The 18160-nt window shown below is 72.4% G+C and carries 16 protein-coding genes; 11 read left to right on the forward strand and 5 right to left on the reverse strand.

The window, feature by feature from the left end:
• Window positions 1-72: 72 nt before the first annotated feature.
• The 3 genes from ACERZO_RS12480 to ACERZO_RS12490 all read right to left on the reverse strand — a co-directional run bounded on the left by ACERZO_RS12480 (window position 73) and on the right by ACERZO_RS12490 (window position 2623).
• Window positions 73-642 carry a TetR/AcrR family transcriptional regulator gene (locus ACERZO_RS12480; RefSeq protein WP_372664761.1) on the reverse strand — a complete coding sequence of 190 codons (570 nt, stop codon included), beginning with the start codon at window positions 640-642 and terminating at the stop codon, window positions 73-75.
• Window positions 643-688: 46 nt separating this feature from the next.
• Window positions 689-1828 (reverse strand): permease, encoded by a 1140-nt coding sequence (locus tag ACERZO_RS12485; RefSeq protein ID WP_372664762.1) that lies wholly within the window; start codon window positions 1826-1828, stop codon window positions 689-691.
• 93 nt (window positions 1829-1921) lie between these two features.
• Window positions 1922-2623 (reverse strand): S1 family peptidase, encoded by a 702-nt coding sequence (locus ACERZO_RS12490; protein ID WP_372664763.1) that lies wholly within the window; start codon window positions 2621-2623, stop codon window positions 1922-1924.
• 273 nt (window positions 2624-2896) lie between these two features.
• Between ACERZO_RS12490 and ACERZO_RS12495 the strand changes: the two genes are divergently transcribed.
• Window positions 2897-5635, forward strand: a complete 2739-nt coding sequence (locus tag ACERZO_RS12495) for an AfsR/SARP family transcriptional regulator (RefSeq protein ID WP_372664764.1) — start codon at window positions 2897-2899, stop codon at window positions 5633-5635.
• 56 nt (window positions 5636-5691) lie between these two features.
• Here the strand turns inward: ACERZO_RS12495 and ACERZO_RS12500 are convergent, their stop codons facing one another.
• A complete protein-coding gene (locus ACERZO_RS12500; protein ID WP_372664765.1) occupies window positions 5692-6192 on the reverse strand; it encodes a hypothetical protein in 501 nt (166 codons plus the stop codon).
• Window positions 6193-6458: 266 nt separating this feature from the next.
• On the opposite strand from ACERZO_RS12500, the gene ACERZO_RS12505 reads away from it, so the two are divergent.
• The 6 genes from ACERZO_RS12505 (at window position 6459) to ACERZO_RS12530 (ending at window position 12155) form a co-directional block, all read left to right on the forward strand.
• Complete coding sequence (locus tag ACERZO_RS12505; protein WP_372664766.1) at window positions 6459-7049, forward strand: DUF6801 domain-containing protein; 591 nt, start codon at window positions 6459-6461, stop codon at window positions 7047-7049.
• A gap of 205 nt (window positions 7050-7254) precedes the next feature.
• On the forward strand, window positions 7255-7839 hold the full coding sequence (locus ACERZO_RS12510) for a papain-like cysteine protease family protein (RefSeq protein ID WP_372664767.1): 585 nt from the start codon (window positions 7255-7257) through the stop codon (window positions 7837-7839).
• A complete protein-coding gene (locus tag ACERZO_RS12515; protein ID WP_372664768.1) occupies window positions 7836-8603 on the forward strand; it encodes a hypothetical protein in 768 nt (255 codons plus the stop codon). The genes ACERZO_RS12510 and ACERZO_RS12515 overlap by 4 nt, the downstream gene beginning before the upstream one ends.
• A gap of 69 nt (window positions 8604-8672) precedes the next feature.
• Window positions 8673-9704: an Lrp/AsnC family transcriptional regulator gene (locus ACERZO_RS12520; protein ID WP_372664769.1), complete on the forward strand. Its 1032-nt coding sequence runs from the start codon at window positions 8673-8675 to the stop codon at window positions 9702-9704.
• Window positions 9705-9738: 34 nt separating this feature from the next.
• Window positions 9739-10878 (forward strand): serine hydrolase domain-containing protein, encoded by a 1140-nt coding sequence (locus tag ACERZO_RS12525; RefSeq protein ID WP_372664770.1) that lies wholly within the window; start codon window positions 9739-9741, stop codon window positions 10876-10878.
• A 38-nt stretch (window positions 10879-10916) separates the two neighbouring features.
• On the forward strand, window positions 10917-12155 hold the full coding sequence (locus tag ACERZO_RS12530) for an FAD-binding protein (RefSeq protein WP_372664771.1): 1239 nt from the start codon (window positions 10917-10919) through the stop codon (window positions 12153-12155).
• Here the strand turns inward: ACERZO_RS12530 and ACERZO_RS12535 are convergent.
• Window positions 12152-13129, reverse strand: coding sequence for a LacI family DNA-binding transcriptional regulator (locus ACERZO_RS12535; protein WP_372664772.1), 978 nt, complete (start codon window positions 13127-13129; stop codon window positions 12152-12154). The two genes, ACERZO_RS12530 and ACERZO_RS12535, sit on opposite strands and share 4 nt — an antisense overlap.
• A 228-nt stretch (window positions 13130-13357) precedes the next feature.
• Here ACERZO_RS12535 and ACERZO_RS12540 point away from each other — a divergent pair, with 228 nt between their 5' ends.
• The 4 genes from ACERZO_RS12540 (at window position 13358) to ACERZO_RS12555 (ending at window position 18159) form a co-directional block, all read left to right on the forward strand.
• Entirely contained in the window at window positions 13358-14323 is a 966-nt protein-coding gene (locus tag ACERZO_RS12540) for a pectate lyase family protein (protein ID WP_372664773.1), read from the forward strand.
• Window positions 14324-14525: 202 nt separating this feature from the next.
• Window positions 14526-15707, forward strand: coding sequence for a Gfo/Idh/MocA family protein (locus tag ACERZO_RS12545; protein ID WP_372664774.1), 1182 nt, complete (start codon window positions 14526-14528; stop codon window positions 15705-15707).
• 208 nt (window positions 15708-15915) lie between these two features.
• Window positions 15916-17196 carry an ABC transporter substrate-binding protein gene (locus ACERZO_RS12550; protein WP_372664775.1) on the forward strand — a complete coding sequence of 427 codons (1281 nt, stop codon included), beginning with the start codon at window positions 15916-15918 and terminating at the stop codon, window positions 17194-17196.
• 3 nt (window positions 17197-17199) lie between these two features.
• A complete protein-coding gene (locus ACERZO_RS12555) occupies window positions 17200-18159 on the forward strand; it encodes a carbohydrate ABC transporter permease (protein ID WP_372664776.1) in 960 nt (319 codons plus the stop codon).
• Window position 18160: the final 1 nt, after the last annotated feature.

Consider the following 18160-nt stretch of genomic DNA (forward strand, 5'->3'; position numbering starts at 1 on the left):
GGTGGATCCTTCCGGGTGTGAGTGACTGGTCAATCACTCAATGGGCGGGAAAAAGGGCGGGTCGGGCGTGGATCAGTTCTTGCCGGGGTGACGGATGCCGGCCGCGAGGACCGCGGCCCAGTCGCCGGTGCGTTCGTCGAGGTCGAGGGTGGCGATGAGGTGGCAGAGCTGGCCGTAGGCGATGAACCGCTGCACCTGGTCGTCGGGGGCGCCGGAGCGCCGGCGGGCCAGTTCGGTCACCTTCGCCAGCCCGCGGCGCACGGCGTCGGCGATCTCGGGGGTGTCGGCGGCGGACTGGGCGTGCACCTGCAGCATGAGCAGGTTCCGGTCGGCGATGAGCTCGGCGTAGGCACCGCCCATCTCGTAGAGGATCTTCTCGGGATCGCCGCCGTCGGCGCGGGCGGCGCCGTTCGAGAGCGCGTGCGCGACGAGTTCGTAGCACCGGTCGAGCGCGGCGACGAAGAGGGAAACCTTGCCGGGGAACAACTTGAAGACGTACGCGGGGGAGATGTCGGCCCTGGCGGCGACCGCGCTGATCGGCGTGCTGTGGTATCCGGCCCGCGCGAACTCGGCGATGGCCGCGTCGACGACGACGTCCCGCCGGGCGTCGGAGGTGGAGAGGGTGGCACCGCGTTTCGTCATGTGAGTGACTGTACACTCACTCTCGTCTGGGGTGCAACACCGCTGGTCAGCCGTGGTCGGGGGCGCCGCCCATCATCCGCAGCATCCCGGCGCCGCCGGTGCGCAGGAAGCGCGTCACCAAGACCCCGGCCAAGACCAGGAACGCGATGTTCAGCCAGGTCGTGTAGTTCCACGACACGCCTTCCCGCATCACGGTCGCCGAGCGCTCGGCCGGGATCAGCCCGGTGACGCCGAACAGCAGCTCGACCACGTACCCGGCGCCGACCATGGCCGCGTAGAACGTGCCGAGCAGCACCAGTGTCATCCGTACGCCGTAGTACTTCCGGTAGATGTTCAGGATCGGCAGGATCAGCAAGTCGGCGAAGATGAAGGAAACCACGCCGCCGAAGCTGATGCCGCCGTTCCACAGCACCGCGGCCAGCGGCACGTTGCCGATCGAGCAGACGAACGCGAGGATCGCGACGACCGGGCCGATGATCGGCCCCCAGACCGCCGACGCGACCGGGTGGTCGGTGAAGAACAGCGTCCGCCACCAGGATTCCGGGACCCACGCGCCGACCGCGCCCGCGATCAGGAGACCGATCACCAGGTCGCGCAGGATCGCCGCCCACTCCATGACGAACACGTGCGCCACCGCCGTGAAGCCGACGCCGGAGAACAGCCGTTGCCGGAAGGTGCCCGGGCCCTGGACGGACATGTCCATCGCCGCGTGGCCCTCCATCGACCCGGCGACGCCCTTCTCCGCCTGTTCGCGGGCCTCTTCCAGCAGCCGGCGGCGGACGAACACGCGGAACAGCACCGCCAGCAGCACGATCATGATCGGCCCGCCGACGAACTCGGCCGCGGTGAACTGCCAGCCCATCAGCAGGGCCAGGATGATCCCCAGCTCGACGACCAGGTTCGTCGAACCGATCTCGAAGGCCATGGCGGCGGTGAAGTGCGCGCCCCGGCGGAACAGCGACCGCGCCAGCGCGACCGCGGCGTAGGAGCAGGACGACGACGCCGCGCCCAGCAGGGACGCCACGGCGAGCGTGCGCGGCCGGTCGTCGCCCATGAGCCGCACGATCGTCGACTTCCGGACGACCGCCTGGACGACGGCGCTCAGCAGGAACCCGAGGATCAGGGCCCACAGGATCTCCCAGGTCATCGACCCGGCCAGCGCGAGCGCTTCGAGGACTTCACCCACAGCACGGGGACGCTACTCCCGCGCCGCCGGCCCGGCCACGCGAACGCGCCCGCCGGGTCCACTGTGGACTCGGGCGGGCGCGCCGGGGACGGCTCAGACGCCGGCGGTCGAGGAGATCCAGTCGCGGTACTTCGTGATGTTGATGTACGCGGTATAGGACTGCCGGTCGCTCGTCGAGGCGACGCCGACCTGCTTGCCGTTCGCGTACATCGGGCCGCCCGAGTCGCCGCCCGCCGTGATGCCGTCGCCGCGGTTCGCGCACACCGAAACGCCCGCCGCGCCGTCCGGGCAGTCGATCGACGTCACGCTCACCTTCGCGACCTTCAGCAGCTGCGACTGGCATTCGATCTCGGGCTTGTCGGTGCACGTCGCGCCCCAGCCGTAGACCTCGGCCTGGTCGCCCACCTTGACGTCGCCCTCGCTGCCCAGCGGCGCGTACTCGGTCTGCACCTGCTGGTCGATCTGCACCAGCGCGATGTCCGAGTCCGGCGCCTCGTGCACGGAGGTGGCGTTGACCGTGGTGCCCTTCGTCTGGTCCAGGTCGCCCACGTGGAAGCTGATCGGCTTGCCGCCGGCGCCCTGCGTGCAGTGGCGAGCGGTGAGGATCCAGTCCGGCGCGATGATCGTCGCCGAGCAGATCTCCTGGCCGCCGGCGAACATCCGGGCCGCGGAGTGGAGCGAGCCGGCGTTGCCGCCGTCGATGATGGCCGGCTGGGCGGCCAGGGACGGCGCCGCGGCCGCGAGGGCCGAGAACAAAACGCCGGAGACGACTACGCCGGTTCGCGCGATTCGCACTTAGGATCAACCTCCTGTCGCGGACCCGAAGGCCTCGCGGTGACATGTGGTGAAGGACGCACCTACCGTCACCGCTGTGGGTGAATCTCCGGAACCCGCCGATAGTCGGTTGATCCAAAACGCGACTTTCGTCGTGGGCTGTCCGGCGCAGCGGGTGACATGTTCTGGCTCGCTGTCTCGAAAGTGGGTGAATCCCGCCCGGGCCCCGCCACCCCCGGTTACAGTCCGGCCACTGGGCGCCGCCTGGGGGCGGCCGCGGGAACGGGGTGCGCGATGGGGCCTGAAGTGCGGTTTCACCTGCTCGGACCACTGACCGTGACGGTCGACGGCCGGCCGGTGCCGCTCGGCGGGACGAAGCAGCGGGTGCTGCTGGCCCACCTGCTGCTCAACGCGAACCGGACAGTCTCACCGGGCCAGCTCGTCGACACGATCTGGCCGGGCGAACCGCCGACGTCGGCCACCGCCAACCTGCAGACCTACGTGTGGCGCCTGCGCCGGCTGCTGCCGGAGGACGCCTTGCGCACCCGGGGCCCGGGCTACTCGCTGGTCGTCGACCCGGGGGACGTCGACGCGCACCGGTTCGCCCGGCTCGTCGCCGACGCCGCGCGCGCGGACGCTCCCGAGACGGCGTTGCGGCTGCTCGCGGAGGCGGAGTCGTTGTGGCGCGGCGATCCCCTCGAGGACCTGCCGACGGCAGCCGCGTGGGACGCCGAGCTCGGGCGGCTCGTCGAGAACCGGCTGGCCGCCGTCGAGGAACGGCTCGCGCTGCAGGTGCGGCTGGGCCGGCCCGACGCGGCGATCGCCGAGCTCACCGTCCTGCTCGCCGAACACCCTTACCGGGAACGGCTTTGGCGGCAGTACCTGCTCGCGCTGACCGGCGCCGGCCGCCGGGCCGAAGCGCTCCGGGCGTACTCGACGGCTCGCGAACGGCTGGTCACCGAACTCGGCGTCGAACCCGGGCCGGAGCTGCGGGCCGTGCAGACGGCGATCCTCGCCGACGATCCGGTGGCGCCGCCGGTTCCGGCGCCGTTGCGTCAGCTGCCCGCCGACCTGCCCGACTTCACCGGCCGCGCGGAGTACGTGCGGGAGCTGGAAACCGCGCTGGGCCCCGCGCCGGTCGTGCTGACCGGGGCGCCGGGGACCGGCAAGACGGCGCTGGCCATGCACGTCGCCCACCGCCTCGCCGGCCGGTTCCCCGACGGGCAGCTGTACGTCGACCTCGCGGGCACCGGCGCGCCGCGCGACCCGGCCGAGGTGCTCGCCGACTTCCTGCACGCCCTGGGCGTCACCGGGAACACCGTCCCGGCCGGGCCCGGCCAGCGGGCCGCGGTGTTCCGCTCGCGGCTGGCCGGGCGGCGCGTGCTGCTGGTGCTCGACGACGCCGCGACGGCCGCGCAGGTCCGCCCGCTGCTGCCCGGGGACGCCGGGTGCGCGGTGCTGGTGACCACCCGCGGGCGGCTGCCGGAACTGGCCGGGGCGAAGCACGTCGAGCTGCCCGTGTTCGGCGAGCGGGAGGCTCTCGACCTGCTGGCCGCGGTGGCGGGCGGCGACCGGGTGGTCGGCGAACCGGCCGAGGCGGCGGCGATCGTGCGCTGCTGCGGCTACCTGCCGCTGGCGATCCGCGTCGCGGGCGCGCGGCTGGCCGGGCGGCAGGCGTGGAGCCTGCGGACGCTGCACGAGCGGCTGGCCGACGAGTCGAGCCGGCTGAACGAGCTGTGCGTCGGCGACCTCGGCGTCCGGCCGAGCTTCGAGCTCAGCCTGCGTCAGCTGCCGCCGGCCGCGCGGACGGCGTTCTGCCGCTCGGCCGTGCTGGGTGCCCAGGACTTCCCGAGCTGGGTGGTCGACGCGCTCCTCGATCGCGCGGACGCCCACGAGGTCCTCGACGTGCTCGTCGACGCGAACCTCGTCGCGTTGGTGGGCCGGGATTCCCGGGGCCGGCCGCGGTACCGGCTGCACGACCTCCTGCGCTGCCACGCGGCGGAACTGCTGGCCGCGGAGCCGATCGCGGTGCGGCGGGACGCGCTCACCCGGGTGCTGACGGTGCTGCTGGCGCTGGCGAAGGCCGCGGCGGCGGGCCTGCCGCCGGCGTTCGGCGCGATGACCGGGCCGCCGGTCGGCCCGCCCGTGGCGATGGCCGGGCCGGCCGACCCGCTCGGCTGGTTCACCGCGGAGCGCAAGCTGCTGGCGGCCGCGGTCCAGCTGGCCGCGGACGCCGGCCTCGACGAGCTGGCCTGGCAGCTGACGGCGACGGCAGTCCCGTTCTACGACCTGCGCGGCGCGTACGACGACTGGCGGCGAAGCCACCTGACGGCGCTGGCGGCGGCCGAGGCGGCGGGCAACCGCCTCGGCGCGGCGGTCCTGCACCGGGGACTCGGTCAGGTTCGGCTGTACCACGACGAATACCCGGAGGCCGTCCGCGACATGGAGCGCTCGGCGTCGCTGTTCGCCTCGCTGGGCGACGTGCGCGGGGAAGCCCTCGCGGTGGCCGGCCTGGGCACGGTGGCGCGGATCGGCGACCGGCCGGGTGAGGCACTGGAGTGCTACCGCCGGGCCCTCGCCGGTCTGGAACGGGCAGGCGACCGCCGGGGCGTCGCGCAGCTGCGGAACTCGCTGGGGACGACGTACGCGTTGCTGGGTTCGTTCGAGGAAGCCGATTCTTGGCTGCGGCAAGCCCGTGATCTGGCACGGGAGATCGAGGATCCCCATCGCGAGGCGAAAGTGCTGACCGAGCTGGGGACGCTGCACCGCGAACGGGGCCGGCTGCCGGAGTCGTTGACGTGCCTGCGATCGGCGCTGGGCATCCTCGAAGACCTCGACGACGAGCGGTGCAGCGCGTACGCGTTGCTGGGCATCGGGCAGACGTTGCTGGCGGCGGGGGAGCGGATCCAGGCGCGCGGGGTGTGCGATCGCGCGTTGCGGGTGTTCCGGGAAACCGGGAACCGGCAAGGGGAGACGACGGGTTTGGAGCTGCTGGACCAGGTCCGGCGGGCGAGGACTCCGGCGGCGATGTAGTGAATGACTCATTCCTGTCGCCTGGCGACAGGAATGAGTCATTCACGTCGGTTCGGTCAGTTGCTGTTGCCCGGCTTCCACCCCAGGTAGTTCGCGAAGTAGCCCTGCCGGGCGTGGCCGATCGCGCCGTTGACGCTCGTCGCCCAGACTCCGCCGCTGCCGTCCGCGATGCCGACGTGGCCGTACGCCGAGATGTTCCAGAACACGAACGCGCCCCTCGGCGGGGTGCCCGTCGTGTGGCGGGCGCCGTCGGACGAGCGCCAGTGCTCGATCGCGCTCGGGTGGTGCGTCGTGCGGTTCCACGCCAGGCGCGCGGCCTTTTCGCAGTAGCCCTGGTACGCCGTGCTGCCGGCGCGGCTCGAATACCACGCGATCGCCTGCGCGGCTGTGCGGGCGGCGGCGAGTGCGGCCGGCGAGTCGGCGATCACCGCACCCGGGTCGGCGATGTCGGCGGCGGTCACCTCCGCGTAGACGTCGGCCGGCGCGGCCGAAGCGACGGTCGCGCCGCCGACGAGCAGGGCGGCCGCGAGCGTGGCCGCCGGGTAGATCGTGCGCATCACTTCTCCCTCGGGGAACGGGGTTCCGACTCGGCAGACCCTGCGCGTGCCCCCTACACCGGCACTACACCCGCGCTCTCGCGGTGCTGACGCGGGTGAGTGCGCGGCCTCGGAAAATTGTCATCCCGGAAAAGGCACGTGACAAAAAACAAAGCCGTTCGCACCGCGGCACGTGACAAATTACGCGGCCACCGGAAAGCGCATTGGCCGGTTGGGAAGTTTCCGCCTAGCATCCGAAACGCCGTTCAACGACGAAAGGACCAGACATGACGGAAACCCTCGTGCGGAAAAAGCGGTTCCGGGGAATCGGGCTCGCCGCGCTGCTCGCGTGCGCGGTGGCCGTGGTTTCCGCGGGACCCGCCGCGGCGGCCGAGAAAACGCTCACCTACAAAGGTGGCTTCCCGCTGATCGGCGACCAGCAGGTCACCGTCGTGGTCAAGGCGGACATCCCCGCGACCGCCACGGCGGGCACGCCGGTTTCGGTGCCGTTCAGCCTCGACGTCGACGCCGGGCAGGCGGCCGGCGACGGCCTGCGCCTCGTCGGCGCGACGAAGGTCTCGGGCACCATCAAGTCGCAGGTGAACGTCGCGATCGCCGGCCAGTCGGTCGCCATCCCGATCGACCTGCCCATCCCGGAGACGCCCGTCCCGGCCGAAGGCAGCCTGAAGTTCACCGCCCAGGGCCAGGTCGACTTCACCGTTCCCGCCGGCACCCCGGCCGGGGAGGCGACCAGCAGCGTCGACGCCGCGGCGACCACCCACGTCGTCACCGACAGCGGGCTCGGCGAGTTCGACGTCGCCCTGACGCTCGACCCGCCGGACCAGGACGCCACCCTCGGCACGACGACGGTGAGCTGACCTCCGCCCGGCACCGCCCGGCCCGCCGGAATCCGTCCGGCGGGCCGGAGCCGATGCCGGAATCCGGCACCCGGGAAATGCCGGGATCCGCCGGAAACCGTTCCCTCCCAACGTGATCCTCCCTTAGTAGGTACCGCCGGCACCGGGCGTGCGCGGAGTATTTCTCGCCACCAGGTCGAATCCTCACCGGCTGGAGGACCACTTCGTGAAAACCACTTCAGGAGTCCTGCGTGGACTCGCGACGATTTCGGCCGCGGTGGCCGTCGTCGCGCTGCAGGCGCCCGCCACCGCGGCCGCCGCGCGGACCGATCTCGGCATCAGCATGCAGGCCCAGCAGAAGGACCAGTGGTGCTGGGACGCCAGCGGCAACACGATCGCCGACTACTGGGGCTATTCGCTTTCCCAGACCAAGTTCTGCCAGGTCGCCCACAACGAGTCGGGCAGCGACTGCGCCAACAACCAGGGCTACCTGTCCGACCAGCAGCGGGTGTTCCGCTGGCTCGGCTTTTCGAACGTCGGGTCGTACAACTCGAACGGGCAGGTCCTTTCCTTCACCACCATCAAGAACCAGATCGACGCGGGGCAGCCGATCGGCACCCGCATCGGCTGGCGCTCCGGCGGCGGGCACATGCACGTCCTCTACGGCTACGACAACTCCGGCGGCGCGACCCGCGTCGAATACGGCGACCCGTGGCCGAACAACAGCCGCTACAACTCGATGAACTACGACACCTACCGCTCGAACAACCAGTTCCAGTGGACGCACACGCTGTACGGGATCGAGGGATGAGCGTGCTGAAGAAAACGCTGGGCGCGGCCGTGCTGGCCGGCGCCGCGATGCTCGCCACGGCCGGCGCCGCCGGTGCGGCGACCGGGCCCGCCGGCACCCCGACCGCGGCCGACACCGCCGCGATCGGGCAGGTCACCGGCGGCAAGCAGACCCTCGAGCGGCTCGCGGAGACGAAGTTCCCCGGTGCCCACGCGGCCGCGGCGGCTTCGCAGGCGAACGCGGACGCGCGCACCCAGGTCGCGGTCTACGAACCGACGGCGGCGTTCGTCGCCGGGACCTCGGACGTCCCGGCCGCGCTCGCCTACGTCGCGGTGCCGGCGCGGACCGGCGACGGCACGACCGCGACCGTCTGGGCCGAGCGGCAGGGCGCGGCCTGGACCGTCGTGAACGTCGCGTCCGGTGACTACGAGCGCAAGTACGCCGAGGCCGCGGCCGGCGGGTACCTCCTGCACGAACCGCAGGTCAACGCCTGGTACGCGGTGCACGGCGACGCCGTGACGGTGCTGGACGGCTCGGTCACCGGCCTCGCCACGGGGACGAAGCTGGCACTCGCCGACTACCGCGCTCAGCTGCACCAGCGGTACGCCGACAAGCTGCCGGGCTCGGCCTACGACCGCGACGGCGCGGGCGGCGGCTACGGCGGCCGCGAGCGCGCGGTGCCGGCCGCGGAGCCGGGTGCCGTACCGGTGCTGCCGTTCGTGCTCGGCGGGGTCCTGGTCCTGGTGGCCGGGGCGGTCGTGGTGCCGCGGCTGCGGCGCCGGTAAGGACGGCCGGGGCCGCCGGCGCGCCCGGCGGCCCCTTGGCAGGTGATCATGATCAGGGCACAATGCGCCATGCCCGTTCCCACGGCCGCCCAGCCGGAACCGGCGCGGCTGACCGGGTCGGACCTCGCGCTGGTCGAGGCGCTGCAGCGCGACCCGCGGGCGCCGTGGACGCGGATCGCCGCCGCCGTCGGCACCGACGCGACGACGGCCGCCCGCCGCTGGGACCGGCTGCAGGCCGCCGGGCTGGCCTGGCTCACCGCGTACGCCACCGCCCCGACGACCACGGTCGGCTACGTCGACCTGGCCTGCCGCCCGGACGCGCTGACCGAGCTGACCCGCGAGCTGTGCGCCTGGCCGTCGGTGTTCAGCGTCGAGCGCACGACCAGCCGGTTCTCGCTGTTCCTCTCGCTGGCCGCCCGTGACCTCGACGCGCTGGACGCCCTGGTCACCGGCCGCGTCGGTGCCCTGCTTGGGGTGCGCGAGGTCCGGTTCGCCGTCGCGACGCGCGTCTACCGCGAAGGCAGCGGCTGGCTGGTGAACGCGCTGGCCCCGGAGCAGCGGGCCGTGCTCGACAAGACGGCGGTGCAGGCCCGGCTGGTCGTCCCGCAGCAGTGGGACGACCGCGACGTGCGCGCGCTGGTCGAATCCCTGGGCGCGGACGGCAGGCGCAGCTACGCCGAGCTGGCCCGTGACTGCCGGATGAGCGAGTCGGCGGTGCGCCGGACGCTGGCGCGGATGCTGCGCAACCACGAGCTCGACTTCCGCTGCGACCTCGCGCACGTCCCGGCCGGCTGGCCGGTGATCGCGGGCTACCGCCTCGACATCGCGGCCGGCGACCTGGACCGCGCCGGCACGGCGATCGCGCAGCTGCCCGAGACCCGGCTCTCGGCCGCGGTGGTGGGGGAGGGCAACCTGGTCGTCTCGGCGTGGCTGCGGGAACCGGCCGGCTGCACGGGTTACGAGCAGCGGCTGGCGACCGCGGCACCCGGCGCCCGCGTCCTCGATCGCGCGATCACCTTGCGGATGCCGAAGCGGATGGGCCGGCTGCTCAGCCCGCACGGCCTCGGCGGCACCCATCAGGCGATCATCCCCGCCCGCTGACTATCGTGCGGGCGAGGAGACCCTGGGGAGGATCATGAGCCTGCGCGAAACCCTGCAACGCCACGTCGACGCGGGCACGCTGCCCGGCGCGGTGGCGATCGTGGACCGGGCCGGTGTCCGCGAAGTCGTGGCCGTCGGCGCGGTCGATGTCGAGGGCAGCCGGCCGATGGCCGAGGACACGCTGTTCCGGATCGCCTCCATCACCAAGCCGATCACCGCCGCCGCGGTCCTCACGCTCGTGGACGACGGCACGCTGGCCTTCGACGACCCGATCGGCCGGTGGCTGCCCGAGCTGGCGGACCCGAAGGTGGTGCGGACACCGTCGAGCCCGGTCGACGACGTCGTCCCGGCGAAGCGGCCGATCACCGTGTTCGACGTCCTCACCGGTCAGGCCGGCTGGGGCTTCGCGTCGGACTTCACGCTCCCCGCGGTGCAGGCGCTGTTCCCCGTGCAGGGCGACGGCCGCGAAGTGCAGAGCTTCCCGTCGCCGGACGTCTGGCCGGCGCGGCTGGCCGAGGTGCCGCTCGCCTTCCAGCCGGGCGAGGCGTGGCTGTACGACACGTGTTCGACGATCCAGCGCGTGCTCGCCGCCCGCGCGTCCGGCCGGTCGCTGCCGGACCTGCTCGAGGAACGGATCTTCGCGCCGCTGGGCATGGCCGACACCGGGTTCGTCGTCGGCCCGGACCGGCGCGACCGGTTCACCACCTTCTACAAGAGAACCGCGGACGGGCTCGTCCTCGCCGATCCGCCGGACGGCCAGTGGAGCACCATGCCGGCGTTGCCGCTCGGCAGCGGCGGCTTGGCCGGAACGGCGGGGGACTGGGTGGCCTTCGGCCGGATGCTCCTCGCTTCCGGTGCCGCCCCGGACGGCCGGCGCGTGCTGAGCGCGGAGTCGGTCCGCGCGATGACCACCGACCACACCACCGCGGCCCAGCGCGAGATCGGCGCGCTGTTCCTGGAAGGCCAGGGCTGGGGGATGGGCGGCGCGGTGGACGTCGCCGCCGGCGGACCGTGGACCGTCCCCGGCCGCTACGGCTGGGTCGGCGGCACCGGCACGACCGCCCACGTCGTCCCCTCGACCGGCACGGCCGCGGTGCTGCTGACCCAGGTCGGCGAGGACAACCCGGTTCCCCCGGAGTGGATGCGCGACTTCTGGCGGGAGGCGGCCGCGTAGGGTCGAAGGCGGGGATTATCCGGCACTGTGGAGGGACATTGGGCGAGTCGAACTGGGCGGGCAACCACGCCTACACCGCGGACGCGGTGGTGGCCCCGCGCACGGTCGACGAGGTGCGGGCGGCCGTCGCCGGCGCGTCGCGCGTCAAGGCGCTGGGCAGCCGGCACTGCTTCAACGACATCGCGGACTCGCCCGGCGGCGTCCTGCTGGACCTGCGCGCGCTCGACGTCCCGGTGGAGCTCCACGACGACAGCGTGACCGTCGGCGGGTCGGCGCGCTACGGCGACTTCGCCGGGCAGCTGCACGCGGCCGGGTTCGCCCTGCCGAACCTCGCGTCGCTGCCGCACATCACCGTGGCCGGCAGCGTCGCGACCGGCACCCACGGCTCCGGCCGCCGCCAGCCCGGGCTCGCCGCGGCCGTCTCGGCGGTCGAACTGGTCACCGCGGACGGCGAGCTGCGGACGGTCACCCGCGCCGACCCGGAGTTCGCCGGGGTGGTCGTCGGCCTCGGCGCGTTCGGCGTCGTCACGCGGCTGACGCTCGACGTCGTGCCCGCGTTCGACGTCCGCCAAGACGTCTTCGACGCCCTGCCGTGGGACGCCGCGTACCGGCACTTCGACGAGATCGAGGACGCCGGCTACAGCGTCAGCCTGTTCACGAACTGGGCGAACGACACGATCGACCAGGTGTGGGTCAAGAGCCGCGTGGACGCGTTCACCGCGCGGCCCGGGCTGTTCGGCGCGGTGCCGGCCGACGGTCCCCGCCACCCGGCGCACGCGGCCGGCATCCCGGCGGACAACTGCACGCCGCAGCTCGGGATCCCGGGCCCGTGGCACGAGCGGCTGCCGCACTTCGCGCTGGCGTTCACCCCGAGCGTCGGGGACGAGCTGCAGTCGGAGTACTTCGTGCCCTACGCCGACGCCGTGGCCGCCATCCGCGCGGTCCGCGAGCTCGGCGAGCTGCTGGCGCCGGTGCTGCTGGTGTCGGAGATCCGCGCGATCGCGGGCGACGAGCTGTGGCTGAGCCCGTGCCACGGTGGCGACCGCGTGGCGCTGCACTTCACGTGGCAGCCGCGGCAGGCCGACGTCGAGGCGGTGCTCCCGGTGCTGGAGGAGCGCCTGGCGCCGTTCGGGGCCCGGCCGCACTGGGGAAAGCTCTTCCACGCCGTCGGCGGCGAGTACCCGCGGCTGGCCGAATTCCGGGCGCTGGCGGGGAAACTCGACCCGGCGGGCAAGTTCCGCAACCCGTTCCTGGACCGGCACGTCCTCGGGGGCTAGCCCGCCGGCGGGGCTGTGGTGGCGCGGACGATCAGGTACGTGTCGAGCACCTGGTCGGTGCGCTCGGCCGCGTCGCCGTCCAGCAGGTCGAGCAGGATCGTGACCGCCGCGCGGCCCGCCGCCTCCGTCGGCATCGCGATCGTCGTCAGCGGGGGTGCCGAGATCGCCGCGAACACCAGGTCGTCGAAACCGACCAGGCTGATCTCGTCCGGGACCGGGACACCGCGGGCGTTCAGCCTGGCGAGCGCCCCGAAGGCGACCAGGTCGTTGTAGGCGACGATCGCCGTCACGTCCGCGGCCAGGGCGAGGTCCGCGCCCTGCAGGCCGCCCTCGAACACCGGGGGGAACGGGCCGAACTCGACCACCTCCGTGCCGTGCCGCTCGGCCGCTTCCGCAAGGCCCTGACGGCGGGCGCGGTCGGCCCACGACGCGCGGGGCCCGCCGAGGTAGGCGCACCGGCGGTGACCCAGCGCGGCCAGGTGCTCGATCGCCTGGCGCATCCCGTCCGCCGCGTCCATCACGACCGACGGGATCCCCGGCACCTCGCGGTTGAGCAGCACCAGCGTCGTCTGGCCGGCCAGCGCGCGCAGCTGGTCGTCGGTCATGCTCGGGCTGCCCAGCACCACGCCGTCGACCTGGCGGGCCATCCGGCGGACCAGGTTCTGCTCGGTCGCCGGGTCCTGGTCGCTGCTGGCGAACAGCACGGCGACGTCGTCCTGGCGCGCGCGGGCCTGGACCCCGTCGAGGACGCCGGTGAAGAACGGGTTGCCGAGGTCCGAAACCACGATCCCGAGGTGCCCGGTGCGCGCGACCGGCTGGGGCGCGCCGGCGGCGTGGTACCCGAGTTCGCTCGCGGCCGCCAGCACCCGGCTGCGGGTCTGGTGGCGGACCAGGTCCGGGGACGTGAACGCGCGCGACACGGTCGAGATCGACACGTTGGCCCGGCGGGCGACGTCGTGAATGGTCACGCTCACGGCTACTCCTCGGCAGGCTTCCGCCACATCATGGAAACGCCCGGCAGCGTTGTCAACAACGGATCGCCTTGCGGCAGCGGGGATCCGGGCGTCGCAGGGCCATTCGGCCGGTCTTGCGCTGAAAATCCTGCAAAGCGTTGACCGGGTTTTGCTGCAAATCGTAGAACGGAGTCTCCGCCGTGTTCCCCGCTCCCGGGGCGCGGGTCCCCACCCCCTTCGAGGTGCCTGATGACCAGGAAGTCCCTGCGCGTTTTCGGATCCGCCGCCGTCGCCACTGCGATGGCCGTCGCCGTGCCCACCGGGGTCGCGCACGCCTACGAGAACTCCCCGGTCGGCTTCGCGGCCGGCACGACCGGTGGCGCCGGCGGCGAAACCGTCACGGTCACGACGGCGTCGGCGTTCACCAGCGCCGTCGCCGACGCCACGGCCCGCACGGTGCGGGTGAGCGGGAAGATCACGTTGGCGAACAAGACGCTGGTGAAGATCGGCTCCAACAAGACGATCCTCGGCGTCGGGTCCGGGTCGGGCTTCACCGGCGGCGGGCTGGCCGTGGACAAGTCGTCGAACGTGATCATCCGCAACCTGGCCATCGCGAAGGCCGTCGGCACCGACGCGATCCAGATCCAGCGCGGCGCGACCCGCGTGTGGATCGACCACAACGACCTGTCGTCGGACCTCGACCACGGCAAGGACTACTACGACGGCCTGCTCGACATCAGCCACGCCGCCGACGGGATCACGGTGTCCTGGAACAAGTTCCACGACCACTACAAGGTCTCGCTCGTCGGGCACAGCGACAACAACGCGGCCGAGGACACCGGCAAGCTGCACGTGACCTACAGCCACAACTGGTTCGAGAACGTCAACTCGCGGCTGCCCAGCCTGCGGTTCGGCACCGGGCACGCCTACGACAACTATTTCCGCTCGGTCACCGGTTCCGCCGTGCATTCGCGGATGAACGCGCAGTTCCTCGCCCAGAACAACGTCTTCGAATCGACGAAGGTGTGCCTGGAAACGACCGGCGACAGCGACGTCGACGGCTACCTGAACGAGTCGGGCAACTCCTTCGGCGGCTGCACGAACAAGATCACCCGCACCGGAAGCCTGACGCAGGCACCGTATTCCTTCACGCTGGAGCCGACTTCGACGGTCAAGGCGACGGTGACCGCGGGCGCGGGAACCGGCCGGATCTGAGTGGCGCGGCCGGATCGAGTAAGCGCTTACTCGAACCGGCCACCGCCGTTCGGAGTACCCGGTTTTCGACGAATTCGAAGAGTGCCGGCGGACATTGACACACTTGTCGCGAACGCCCTACCGTGACCACCGGAAGTTTCTCCCGAACTGCCCATTCGTCAGTTCCCGCCCGGCCGGAACCGGCCGCGCCGATCGGAGACCCATGTCGGGGAGCAGGCGCCGCACCGTCGCGGACCCGCCGAAGCTGGCGGTGGTCGGCACGTCCGGCTACGCGTTCAGCTACCTGCACCGCGCGCGCATCCTGCACGACGAAGGCCTCGTGCGGTTCGCCGGCATGGCCGACATCCGGGTGCCCTCGGCCGCCGCGATCGCCCTGCTGCCCGAGGGCGGCACCGCGCACGTCGGCGTCGACGACCTGCTCCGCCGCTGCCGTCCCGACATCACCGTGGTCGCGACGCCGCCGCACGCGCACGTCCGGGTCGGCGGCGCGGTGCTGCGGGCGGGCGGCGACCTGCTGCTGGAAACCCCGCCGGTGCTCGACCTCGCCGGGTTCCGGACGCTGTCGCGGCTGGCCGCGGAGAACGGGGCGGCGTGCCAGACCGGGTTCCAGAGCTTCGGGTCCCCGGCGCTGCCGGTCCTGCGGGCGGCGATCGCGGCGGGCCGGCTCGGCGAGATCGCCGGCGTCGGCGCGGCCGGGGCGTGGATCCGCACCGACGCCTACTACCGCCGAAACCCCTGGGCGGGCCGCCGGTGGCTGGACGGCGAAGCCGTCGTCGACGGCGCCCTGACCAACCCGTTCTCCCACGCGGTCGCCACCGCGCTGCTCGTCGGCGGGGTCGGTGGCCGCGACCCGGCGGAGATCGCCCTGGAGCTGTACGGCACGCGGGACATCGAGGCCGACGACACCGCGTGCCTGCGCATCCGCTTCGACCGCGGGCCCGAGATCGTCGTCGCCGCGTCGCTGTGCGCCGAGCAGGACCACGAGCCGTACGTCGTGGTGCACGGCAAGAAGGGCCGCGCGAAGTTCTGGTACAAGAGCCACCGGCTGGAGCTGGACGACGAGCGCGTCCACCTCGGCGAGCCGGTGGACCTGCTGCGCAACCTGGTCGCCCACCACCGCGACCCGGCCGGGGTGCCGCTGCTCGCCCCGCTGCCGGCCACCCGCGCGTTCGCGTCGGTGGTCGAAGCGGTGCGGGACGCGCCCTCGCCGGCGCGGATCCCGGCGGGCTGGATCCGCACGGCGGGTGAAGGAGCGAGCCGGCACCCGGTGGTCCGGGGGATCGGCGAGGAGGTCGCCGTCGCCGCGGACCGGCTGGCGCTGTTCTCCGAGATCGGCGTCCCGTGGGCGAGCGCCGTCCGCCCGGGCGCGGAACGCACCGGGTAGCACCCCCGGTGCCCCAGCGCTGGCAGCTCCCGCGTCCACCCGGTTGCTGTAAGCGCTTTCTCGGGCTGCCCACGCGATGCCAAAGATGTTGCTGCACAAGGGTTATTGCTCCGATTCGCCCGTTGACACGTGCCACGCGCACTGCCTACCGTGAGCGCGCTGACAGCGTTTTCAGAAAAGTGCTGACCGGCTGAGAACGGAGAGCTCGATGCGTCGGACAAGACAGCGGCGGACCCTCGTCGCGCTGGCCGCGGTGGTGCCGCTGCTGCTGACCGGGGTGGCCGCGTGCGGCTCGGACTCCGGCGACGGCGGGGACGTGACGATCACCTTCGTCTGGTGGGGGAGTGACGGCCGGGCGAACTTGACCAAGAAGGCCGTCGAGCTGTTCCAGCAGAAGAACCCGAAGATCAAGTTGCAGACGTCGTTCTCGGCGTACGCCGCCTACTGGGAGAAGCTGGCGACGCAGACGGCGGGCGGGAAGCCGCCGGACGTCCTCAACGTCGACACGCGCTACCTGGCCGAGTACGGCGGCCGGGGTGTCCTGGCCGACCTGAACCAGGGCGCCGGGAAGTCGGTTTCGCTCGCCGACGTCAACCCCGAGCTCGCCGCCACCGGCGTGTACCAGGGCAAGCGGTACGCCGTGCCGTGGGCGCAGAACACCCCGGCGATGCTCTACGACCCCGCCGCGTTCACCGCGGCCGGCGCGGACCCGGCGAAGGGCCTCACCTGGGACCAGTACGCCGACGCGACGCAGAAGGTCAGCGCGGCCGGCGCCGCCCGCGGCACGACCGACTTCGGCATCCTCGACACCACCCTGGAGATCTGGCTGCGCCAGCAGGGCAAGCAGTTCTACACCCCCGAGGGCAAGCTCGGCTTCGCCGCCGACGACCTGCGCCGGTACTGGCAGCTCGCGAGCAGGTTCCGCGACAGCAAGGGCGCGTCCCCGGCCGACGTCACCGCGTCCTACAACACCTCGCCCGAGCAGTCCCCGCTCGGCAAGAAGCTGACGAGCTCCGAATTCGCCTACGACAACCTGCTGCCCGCCTACCAGAAGGCCAACGGCAAGCCGCTGAACGTGGCGCCGTACCCGACGGCGGCGGGCGGTGAGCTCGGGCAGTACCGGCGGCCGTCGATGTTCCTGTCGGTGTCCGCGCGCAGCCAGCAGCAGGAGGCGGCCGCGAAGCTCGTCGACTTCCTGGTCAACGACGCGGGAGTGGGCAAGATCGTCGGCACCGACCGCGGCCTCGCGCCGAACCTCAAGGTCCGCGCTCAGCTCGCGACGTCCGCGAAGGGCGCCGACAAGACGCTCTACGACTACGAAGCCGCGCTCGAGCCGAAGCTCGGGGCCGCGCCGCCGGTCCCGCCCAAGGGCGCCGGCTCGATCCAGAAGCTGCTGCAGCGCACCTACGAAGAGGTCGCGTTCGGCCGGATGGGGATCGACGACGCGGTGAACCGGTTCCTGTCCGAAGCCGAGAAGGCGCTGGGCTAGCCGATGACGACCCTGCGCACGCCGGACCCGCCGGTCGCCACGGAGGCGGCCGCGCGGGACCGGCCGGCCGGGCGCCGCCGCACCCAGCCGGAGGCCTTCGCCTTCCTGACGCCCTGGCTGCTCGGCGCGGTGGCGCTGACCGTCGGCCCGATGGTCGTCTCGCTCTACCTGTCCTTCACCGACTACGACCTGTTCACTTCGCCGAAGTGGGTCGGCCTCGGCAACTTCGCGCACATGTTCACCGACGACGACCGCTACCTGCAGTCGGTGAAGGTGACGCTGATCTACGTCCTGGTCTCGGTGCCGCTGAAGCTCACCGTGTCGCTGCTGGTGGCCATGCTGCTCAACACCCGCCGCGGTGCGAGCGGTTTCTACCGGGCCGCGTTCTACGCGCCGTCGCTGCTCGGCGCGAGCGTTGCGGCGGCGCTGGTGTGGCGGGCGCTGTTCATGGGCGGCGGCCCGGTGAACGACGTGCTGGCCTCCTTCGGCTGGCACACGCCGAGCTGGGTGGACGACCCGCGGTTCAGCCTCGCCTCGATCGTGCTGCTCGGGGTCTGGCAGTTCGGCGCGCCGATGGTGATCTTCCTGGCCGGGCTCAAGCAGATCCCGGCGGAGCTGCACGAGGCGGCCGCGATCGACGGCGCCGGCGCGTTCCGCCGGTTCCGGCACATCACGCTGCCGATGCTGTCGCCGGTGATCTTCTTCAACCTGGTGATGGAGGCCATCCACGCGTTCCAGGCGTTCACGCCGGCCTTCGTGATCGGCGGCGGCCGCGGCGGACCGGCCGACGCGGACCTGTTCTACACGCTCTACCTGTACGAGGTCGGCTTCCAGGACTTCCGCATGGGTTACGCGTCCGCGATGGCCTGGGTGCTGCTGGCAGTGATCGCCATCGTCACGGCGATCGTCTTCAAGACCGCGAAGCTGTGGGTGTTCTACGACGACGCCGAGGAGCGCTCATGAC

This window comes from Amycolatopsis kentuckyensis, assembly GCF_041679295.1.
GTDB lineage: Bacteria > Actinomycetota > Actinomycetes > Mycobacteriales > Pseudonocardiaceae > Amycolatopsis > Amycolatopsis kentuckyensis_A.